The 8,166-nt window shown below is 70.5% G+C and carries 9 protein-coding genes; 7 read left to right on the plus strand and 2 right to left on the minus strand.

Annotated features, from left to right (window positions below; genetic code table 11):
- A partial coding sequence (locus tag ACFW2E_RS35115; protein ID WP_384472491.1) for a molybdopterin-dependent oxidoreductase occupies nt 1-540 on the minus strand: 540 nt, incomplete at its 3' end.
- 146 nt (nt 541-686) lie between these two features.
- Here ACFW2E_RS35115 and sthA point away from each other — a divergent pair.
- The 3 genes from sthA to ACFW2E_RS35130 all read left to right on the plus strand — a co-directional run bounded on the left by sthA (nt 687) and on the right by ACFW2E_RS35130 (nt 4,832).
- Complete coding sequence (gene sthA / locus ACFW2E_RS35120; protein WP_384472494.1) at nt 687-2,096, plus strand: Si-specific NAD(P)(+) transhydrogenase; 1,410 nt, start codon at nt 687-689, stop codon at nt 2,094-2,096.
- A 292-nt stretch (nt 2,097-2,388) separates the two neighbouring features.
- Nucleotides 2,389-3,861 (plus strand): APC family permease, encoded by a 1,473-nt coding sequence (locus ACFW2E_RS35125; RefSeq protein WP_384472497.1) that lies wholly within the window; start codon nt 2,389-2,391, stop codon nt 3,859-3,861.
- An 11-nt stretch (nt 3,862-3,872) separates the two neighbouring features.
- Nucleotides 3,873-4,832, plus strand: a complete 960-nt coding sequence (locus ACFW2E_RS35130; protein ID WP_384472500.1) for a hypothetical protein — start codon at nt 3,873-3,875, stop codon at nt 4,830-4,832.
- Nucleotides 4,833-4,839: 7 nt separating this feature from the next.
- Here ACFW2E_RS35130 and ACFW2E_RS35135 read toward each other — a convergent pair whose 3' ends face one another.
- Entirely contained in the window at nt 4,840-6,000 is a 1,161-nt protein-coding gene (locus ACFW2E_RS35135) for a HoxN/HupN/NixA family nickel/cobalt transporter (protein ID WP_384472503.1), read from the minus strand.
- 314 nt (nt 6,001-6,314) lie between these two features.
- On the opposite strand from ACFW2E_RS35135, the gene ACFW2E_RS35140 reads away from it, so the two are divergent.
- The 4 genes from ACFW2E_RS35140 to ACFW2E_RS35155 form a co-directional block, all read left to right on the plus strand.
- Nucleotides 6,315-6,977 (plus strand): DedA family protein, encoded by a 663-nt coding sequence (locus ACFW2E_RS35140; RefSeq protein WP_384472505.1) that lies wholly within the window; start codon nt 6,315-6,317, stop codon nt 6,975-6,977.
- Nucleotides 6,974-7,195, plus strand: a complete 222-nt coding sequence (locus ACFW2E_RS35145; RefSeq protein ID WP_384472508.1) for a hypothetical protein — start codon at nt 6,974-6,976, stop codon at nt 7,193-7,195. Before ACFW2E_RS35140 ends, ACFW2E_RS35145 begins: the two co-directional genes overlap by 4 nt.
- Nucleotides 7,192-7,932: a phosphatase PAP2 family protein gene (locus tag ACFW2E_RS35150; protein WP_384472511.1), complete on the plus strand. Its 741-nt coding sequence runs from the start codon at nt 7,192-7,194 to the stop codon at nt 7,930-7,932. Before ACFW2E_RS35145 ends, ACFW2E_RS35150 begins: the two co-directional genes overlap by 4 nt.
- A partial coding sequence (locus tag ACFW2E_RS35155; RefSeq protein ID WP_384472514.1) for a response regulator transcription factor occupies nt 7,886-8,166 on the plus strand: 281 nt, incomplete at its 3' end. The genes ACFW2E_RS35150 and ACFW2E_RS35155, both read left to right, overlap by 47 nt.

Genomic DNA, 8,166 nt, shown 5'->3' on the forward strand with positions numbered 1-8,166 from the left:
CTCGGGGTCGTCGCCGGTGGCCACGGCCACCGGCAGGGCGCGTTGGTAGTCCTGCTCGACGCCGCGTTCCACGCCGTGGTCGGCACCCGTGAAGACCACGTCGACGGCCGCCGGGTCGAGGCGCGCCTCGGCGAGCAGCAGCCGCAGGGGCCCACCGGTCCAGTCGGCCGTGCCGACGGCCTCGACCAGCCAGGGCTGGCTCACCGGGCGGGGCGCCAGCAGGGCACGGCCGTTGCCGGCGCACTCCAGCGTCACACGCGTGGTGACCGGCGGGAACGCCCGCAGGCCGGCCAGGTCGAAGTGCAGGGGGCGGCGGACCAGGCCGTCCACCGTCAGGCGCCAGGCGGTGTCGTCGGGGACGTACGGGATGTCGTAGTGGACGAGGACGTAGTGCAGGCCGGGCGGGGTGACGTCGTGGCGCAGGGCCTCCAGCGGAAGTCCGTGGTTGCGGGCGGCGAGCGCGAGTTCGTCCGGGCCGATGCCCTCGTCGGGACCGGCCAGCCGGGCAGGTGCGCTCACGTCACCGAGTCGACGCCCCATGCCCGTATTGTCCCTCTACGGGGCGGCTACGGCGAGGAGGGCGTACGGGTCCGGCAAATCCCGGGGCCGCAACCGGAGTTCCGCTGTCGGCGACGGTTTCCCGTTCACCCTTCCGGAGAACGGCCACGGGCTGCCACACTCCGGTGATGCCCGACTTCGACTTCGACATGCTCGTCATCGGATCCGGCCCCGGCGGGCAGAAGGCCGCCATCGCGGCCGCCAAGCTCGGCCGCCGGGTCGCCGTCGTCGACCGCCCCGACATGGTCGGCGGGGTCTCCATCCACACCGGCACCATCCCCTCCAAGACCCTGCGCGAGGCGGTGCTGTACCTCACCGGTCTCACCCAGCGCGATCTGTACGGGCAGAGCTACCGCCTGAAGGAGGACATCACCGTCTCGGACCTGACCTCGCGCACCCAGCACGTGGTCGGCCGGGAGGTCGACGTCATCCGCAGCCAGCTGTCCCGCAACCACGTCTCGCTGCACGCCGGCACGGGCCGGTTCGTCGACCCGCACACCGTCGCCCTGCGCGAGCTGAACGGCCACGAGCGGGTGTTGAGCGCGGAGCACATCGTCATCGCCACCGGCACCCGGCCCGCCCGGCCCGACACCGTCGAGTTCGACGGGCGGACGATCATGGACTCGGACAACGTGCTCACCCTGGAACGGGTGCCGCGCTCCATGGTCATCGTCGGCGCCGGGGTGATCGGCATGGAGTACGCCTCCATGTTCGCCGCGCTGGGCAGCAAGGTGACGGTGGTCGAGAAGCGCCCGGGGATGCTGGACATGTGTGACGTCGAGGTCATCGAGTCGCTCAAGTACCACCTGCGGGATCTCGCGGTCACCTTCCGCTTCGGGGAGACCGTCGCCGCCGTCGAACGCCATCCGCGCGGCACGCTGACCGTCCTGGAGAGCGGGAAGAAGATCCCCGCCGACGCGGTCATGTACTCCGCGGGACGCCAGGGTCTCACCGACGAACTCGACCTGGCCAAGGCCGGTCTGTCCGCGGATCCGCGCGGCCGCATCCGGGTGGACGAGCACTACCGCACCGAGGTGCCGCACATCTACGCCGTCGGCGACGTCATCGGTTTCCCCGCGCTCGCGGCGACCTCGATGGAACAGGGCCGGTCGGCCGCGTATCACGCCTGCGGGGAGCCCGTCGGACGCATGCACAACCTGCAGCCGATCGGCATCTACACCATCCCGGAGATCAGTTTCGTCGGCCGTACCGAGGACCAACTCACCGAGGACTGCGTGCCGTTCGAGGTGGGCATCGCCCGCTACCGGGAGCTGGCCCGGGGGCAGATCATCGGCGACTCGCACGGCATGCTCAAGCTGCTGGTCTCCCCCGAGGACCGCACGCTGCTCGGCGTGCACTGCTTCGGCACGGGCGCGACCGAGCTCATTCACATCGGGCAGTCGGTGATGGGCTGCGGCGGTACGGTCGACTACCTGGTGGACGCCGTGTTCAACTACCCGACGCTGGCGGAGTCGTACAAGGTCGCGGCCCTCGACGCCACCAACAAGCTGCGGCAGATCGACCGGCTGGAGGACTGACCGGAGCAGGCAATGGGCCCTGCCGGGCGCGGGAGTTGGGGGCCCTGCCGAGCGGGTGAGATTTACCGGCTGGTCAATCTTGAAAGGCGAATGAGTGCCGCTATCATCACACCCACACACGGCGTGACCGACTGTCGACGCAGGGCTTTCGGATTCTGCCCTTTCCATCTCCTGGCCGGCCCCCGACCCGAGGCCATCCCTCTACGGGTTCGAGGCGGGTCCCGCACCCCCCACTCGTACGCCTTCGGGCCAGGCCGCCCGTACGCGTGCACGACCGGAAAGCAGCACAACCATGGGCAACAACAGGGGCAGAGGGCTGCAGGCCAACGCTCTCGGCACGTTCGACACGGTGGTCATGGCCGTCGCGGGCAGCGCGCCGGCGTACTCGCTGGCCGCGACGACGGCGGTCCTGGTCGGTACGGTGGGGCTGGCCAGTCCGGCGGCGCTGCTCTACTGCGCGATACCCATGCTCGGCATCGCTCTGGCCTTCAGTTACCTCGGCCGGATCGACGTGAACGCGGGCGCCAGTTACTCATGGGTCGGGCGCACTCTGCACCCGTTCCTGGGCTTCGTCAGCGGCTGGGCACTGGTGGTTTCCGCGACCATCTTCATGGTGGCCGGTTCGCTGCCGGCCGGTTCGATGACCCTCGCCCTGTTCGACGAGAACCTCGCCGACAACACGGCCCTGTCCACGGTGATCGGCGCCGCGTGGTTCATCGTGATGCTCGGTGTCGTCCTCGGCGGCGCCCGGCTGACCGTCCGCGCGCAGTTGCTCATGTCCGGCGTGGAACTCGCCGTCCTGGGGCTGTTCGCGGTGCTGGCGCTCTTCCACACCGGCAACGCCCGTGCCTTCGACTGGTCGTGGCTGGGCTTCTCGCACTTCGACGGCGTGGCCGGTTTCGCGTCGGGCGCGCTGGTCGCCGCGTTCTACTACTGGGGCTGGGACGTCACCAGCAACCTCAGCGAGGAGACCCGCAACAGCCGCCGCACGACCGGACTCGCGGGTCTGATCGGCGTGGGCGTCGTCTTCCTCCTCTTCGAGGTGTTCACCATCGCGGTGAACGTGATCCTGTCGTCGAAGCAGATCGAGGAGAACGACGCCAACGTCCTGGCCGTGCTCGGCGAGGAGGTCTGGCCCGGCTGGGGCGGCAAGCTCCTGATCGTGGCCGTGATGCTGTCCACCATCGCGACTTTGGAGACCACGCTCATCCAGGTCACGCGCTCGCTGTTCGCGATGGGCCGGGACCGTACGATGCCGTCCGCGCTGGGCCGGGTGCACCGCACCTGGAACACGCCGTGGGTCGCGATCGCCGTGGTCGGCGGCGTGGCGCTGGTGATGTTCATCGCCTCCAACGCGCTGGGCACGGTGGGCGACATCCTCTCCGACGCCATCTCCGCGATCGGGCTGCAGATCGCCGTCTACTACGGGCTGGCGGGCCTCGCGGTGGTCGTCGCCTACCGCAAGATGCTGCTGAGGTCCGTGGGCAACCTCGTCCTCGGCGGGCTGTGGCCGCTGTTCGGCGCCCTGTTCATGTTCTGGATCTTCGTCGAGTCCCTGGGCGAGCTGAGCGCCGCCGCGATCGCGATCGGCGTCGGCGGTCTGGCCGTCGGGCTCATCCCGATGTTCTGGTACTGGAAGCAGGGCAGCGACTACTACCGGCCCGCCAAGCTCGACGCCACCCGTACCGTCGAGGCCGAATACGTCCCCGACGACCGGACGGCTGCGCGGGCCGGTGCCCACGAGGGTCTCCCCACCGACTTCTGAGGAAGGGCCTGATGTCGCGAGACCGCTTCACGCCCGACTTCGATCCCGACTGCGGGGACTCTTCCCTCACCTCCGCCCGTCACGACATCGTGATCGGCCGCTGGCAGGGCCTGCGCGAACTCCTGCGGGCCACCGGCACCGACTGGCTGTCCCGGGGCCATCGGATGCGGCAGCTCGCCCAGGCGTGCGCGGGCAGTTCGACGGTGGAGTCCTGGCTGGCCGCCGAACCCCGCAGCGCCGACGCGCTGGTGCTGCGGGCGGCGACGGAGACGGCCCGGGCGTTCACCCTGGCCATCGCCGCGGGGCGGGGCGTCCCGATCGACCGGAACCGTATCGACACCGCGGTGCTGGCCTGTCTGCAGGCCACCGAGGCGTGGCCGCAGGACCCCACGCCCTGGATCTCCCTGATCTCGGTGGCACGCCTGTACCCGACGGGGGTGCGCCGGCAGGAACTGGCGCGCTGGTGGGACGAGTTGCACCGGCGCGACCCCTACAGCGTGGAGGGCCACCTCCAGGTGCTGCACTACTACTCCTCACGCTGGCACGGCACCCACGGCCTGATGTACGACTTCGCCCGTGACGCGGCCGGGGTCGCCCCGCCCGGCTGCGGGCTGCCGGTCCTGGTGCAGTACGCCCGGGTCGAGGAGTACCGGTACGCCCTCGACGGCGCGCAGGGACAGCACACCGCCATGGGCCTGGGCCAGCACTGGAACCACGACGGCGCCGTCAGCGACGTGCGCCGCACCTGGCAGCGCTGGATCGCGGGCCGCGGGGACGCGCCCGTCGCCCCGGGTGAGCTGCGCGACCTGAACTACCTGACCCACGCCGCCTGTCTGGCGGGCACGGCCGACATCGCGGCCGCGCTGCTGCGTGTGCAGGGCCGCCGGGCGACGCGTACTCCGTGGTCCTACACCGGGGATCCGGAGAAGCAGCTGGTGAAGTGGCGGCAGGATCTGCGGCTGCGGGAGTGAGGCCGTGCTACTCGGCGCCCTGCTCGGCGGGCCGGGCGAGCCCGGCCGGCCACATCTCCACGATGCGGCCCACCTTCCACACCAGCAGGGCCACGGCCCAGGTGGCGAAGAACAGGCCGACGACGACGAAGCCGATGACGTTGAGGTCCAGGCCGCCGATCCAGTCCCAGAACGGTCCGTGCAGGTCGAGCTTGTCGGCCAGCAGGCCGAGGAGTTCGACCGTGCCGATGAGCAGCGCGACGGCGACGGACAAGCCGGTGATGGTGAGGTTGTAGTAGACCTTGCGCACCGGCTTGGAGAACGCCCAGCCGTAGGCGAAGTTCATGAACGAGCCGTCGATGGTGTCGAGCAGCGACATGCCCGCCGCGAAGAGGACGGGCAGGCAGAGGATCGCGTACCAGGGCAGGCCCGAGGCGGCTCCCGAACCGGCCAGCACCAGCAGCGCGATCTCCGTCGCCGTGTCGAAGCCGAGGCCGAAAAGCAGGCCCAGGGGGTACATCTGCCAGGGCTTGGTGACCGAGCCCATGACCCGGCCGAGGAGGCGGTTCATGAAGCCGCGGTTGTTGAGGTGCTCCTCCAGGGCGGCCTCGTCGAAGTCGCCCGAGCGCATCCCCCGGAAGACCTTCCAGATCCCGGCGAGAATCACGAGGTTGATACCGGCGATGAGGTAGAGGAAGGTGCCGGAGACGGTCGTACCGATCAGGCCGGTCACGTCGTGCAGACGGGAGTCGTCGTCCCGGACCGGACCGGCCAGGGCCTTCACCCCGAAGGACAGCAGGAGGGAGAGGCCGAAGACGATGCTGGAGTGGCCGAGCGAGAACCAGAAGCCGACCGACAGCGGGCGCTGTCCCTCACCCATCAGTTTGCGGGTGGTGTTGTCGATCGCCGCGATGTGGTCCGCGTCGAACGCGTGCCGCATGCCCAGGGTGTAAGCGGTCACGCCGATGCCGATGCCGAAGGACTTCGTGCCGATGCTGTAGTGCTCGGGCGCGACGATGGCCACCAGCGTGAACCAGCCGATGATGTGCAGCGCCAGCACGAAGGCGGCCATCGCGCCGACCCTGACCCACTCCTGCCGCGTCATCGAGCTGCGCACGCGGTGCCAGGCCGAGCGCTTCGTCTCGGGCTGTGCGGGGAGGGACGGAGCGGAGCCAGGGACGGCCGTCATGGGCAGGGTCTTTCCTTCGGTTCGGCACGAGCGGCCGCGATACGCAGCCTTGTGCCATCCTTCCGTACTTGCAACCCAGTTGCAGTAATGACGGGTAAAGGCATCGGTCGGCCTTGGTCACGGACGGGGAAAGCCCGGGGACTTCAGGCCGGCCATGCCGACACACCCGTGCAGTCGGTCGGCCATGAGGCGGCAACGAGGCGGCAAAGCCGCGCGCCGGCCCGGGAACGACGCGCTGCTGTTGTTCGTCTACAGTTCGGTAGACCGTCTACAGATCTGTAGTCGGGACGCACGGAACCGGAGGGCCCGCGACGATGACCACTCCCCCACACCTGTCGTCGCAGCTCGCCGTCAACGTGCTGGACGCCCACTCGCTGCTGGCCGCCTTCGGCGTGCTGGGCGTCGGCGTGGTGATGTTCGCCGAGACCGGGCTGCTGATCGGTTTCTTCCTGCCCGGTGACTCGCTGCTGTTCACGGCGGGCCTGCTGTGCACCAAGACGGCCGACGGGAGCGTACGGCTTTCGCTCGCGCCGCTGCTGGTCGCGGCCGCGGTGGGCGCCCTGGCGGGCTCGCAGTGCGGATATCTGCTGGGCCGGAAGGCGGGCGGAGCCCTGCTCGCGCGAAGCCGCTCGGCCCGGCTGCACGAGGGCGCGCGACGCGCCGAGGAACTCCTCGACCGGTACGGACAGGCGAAGGCGATCGTGCTGGCCCGCTTCGTGCCCGTGGTGCGGACGGTACTCAACCCGATGGCCGGGGCACTCGGCGTACCGGCCCGGACGTTCACCCTGTGGCAGGTGACCGGCGGCCTCGTGTGGAGCGTCGGACTGACCCTCGCCGGGTACGCGCTCGGCTCCTCGGTCCGCGGCATCGACACGTATCTGCTGCCGGTGATCGCGCTGATCGTGGTCGTGTCGCTGCTCCCGATCGCCGTCGAGGTGCTGCGCTCCCGCAAAGCCGCGAAGGAGGCCCGCGGATGATGCTCGCGCTGCGGGGTTCGTCGATCGACGCGGAGGTGTACCAGGACGTCGTGCATCCGGCGCTCCGCTCCCCCGCGCGGCCGGACGCGACGGTGACGGCGTCTGCCGGGTACGGGCCGGCCGTGGCCTTCGAGTCGATGTGGGTGCTGTGCCATCGGCCGGGAAATCGGGCCGGACGGCTGTCCAGGACCCGGCTGCGTCCGGTGCCGGCGCCATGAACCGCAAGGGCGTCACGGAACTCGCGGGCAGCGTCGCACTCGGTGCCTGGACGGCGTTCGGGGTGCTGACCATGGTCGTGGTCGGCGGCCACGGCACCCGGCCGTATCCGGACGACGCGCTGCTGTCCTGGTCTCTCGGCCACCGGCCGGGCATCGCGGTGGCCGTGGCCCGCGGGTTGACCGCGACCGGCACGGGGGTCCTGCCGTACGTCCTGGTCGCACTGGCCGGGCTGCTCGCCGGACGCACGGCACGGCAGCGGCTGGTCGCGGCGCTGCTGGGCTGCTGCTGCCTCGCGACCGGCCAGGCCGTGCGGTACGGCGTGATGGAACTGGTCGCCAGGGCCCGCCCGTCGAAAGCCGACTGGCAGACGCACGCCTCGGGCTGGTCGTTCCCGTCCGGGCACACCACCACGGCCGCCCTGACGGCCGGACTGGTGATCCTCGCGATGTGCGTGCGCGCCCCACGCGGCCGGACACCGCTCTGCCTCGCCGTGGGCTGCTGGGGCGCACTCGTCGGGCTGACCCGTGTCTTTCTCGGAGTGCACTGGTTCACCGATGTGCTGGGCGGCTGGCTGTTCGCCGTCGGCTGGCTAGGAGTCTGCCTGTGCGCTGCGGCCTGGTGGCTGCCCGCACGACTCGTCAACGGCACGACCGACAACACGAGCCCGGCCGACGCGCCGGTGGAGGACCATGCGCCCCAAGATCCTGGTCGTCGAGGACGATCACGCCCTGCGTGACGTCCTGCGGCGCGGCCTGCACGACGAGAACTTCGACACGGTGTCCGCAGCCGACGGCGCCACGGCCCTGCGGCTGGCGACGGCCGACGTGGCCGCCGCGGTGCTGGACGTCGGGCTGCCCGACGCGGACGGCCGGGACGTCTGCCAGGCGATGCGGGCGAACGGTTTCCTCTCCCCCGTCATCTTCCTGACCGCGCGGCACCGGCTGACGGACCGGCTGTCGGGGTTCTCGGC

Origin of the sequence: Streptomyces sp. NPDC058964, from assembly GCF_042741275.1 — a bacterium.
Taxonomy (GTDB): domain Bacteria; phylum Actinomycetota; class Actinomycetes; order Streptomycetales; family Streptomycetaceae; genus Streptomyces.

Coding starts and splice junctions, on each gene's coding strand:
- ACFW2E_RS35135 (WP_384472503.1), bottom strand. CDS start 6,000: ATGACGGCCGTCCCTGGCTCCGCTCCGTCCCTCCCCGCACAGCCCGAG.
- ACFW2E_RS35125 (WP_384472497.1), top strand. CDS start 2,389: ATGGGCAACAACAGGGGCAGAGGGCTGCAGGCCAACGCTCTCGGCACG.
- sthA (WP_384472494.1), top strand. CDS start 687: ATGCCCGACTTCGACTTCGACATGCTCGTCATCGGATCCGGCCCCGGC.
- ACFW2E_RS35145 (WP_384472508.1), top strand. CDS start 6,974: ATGATGCTCGCGCTGCGGGGTTCGTCGATCGACGCGGAGGTGTACCAG.
- ACFW2E_RS35140 (WP_384472505.1), top strand. CDS start 6,315: ATGACCACTCCCCCACACCTGTCGTCGCAGCTCGCCGTCAACGTGCTG.
- ACFW2E_RS35150 (WP_384472511.1), top strand. CDS start 7,192: ATGAACCGCAAGGGCGTCACGGAACTCGCGGGCAGCGTCGCACTCGGT.
- ACFW2E_RS35130 (WP_384472500.1), top strand. CDS start 3,873: ATGTCGCGAGACCGCTTCACGCCCGACTTCGATCCCGACTGCGGGGAC.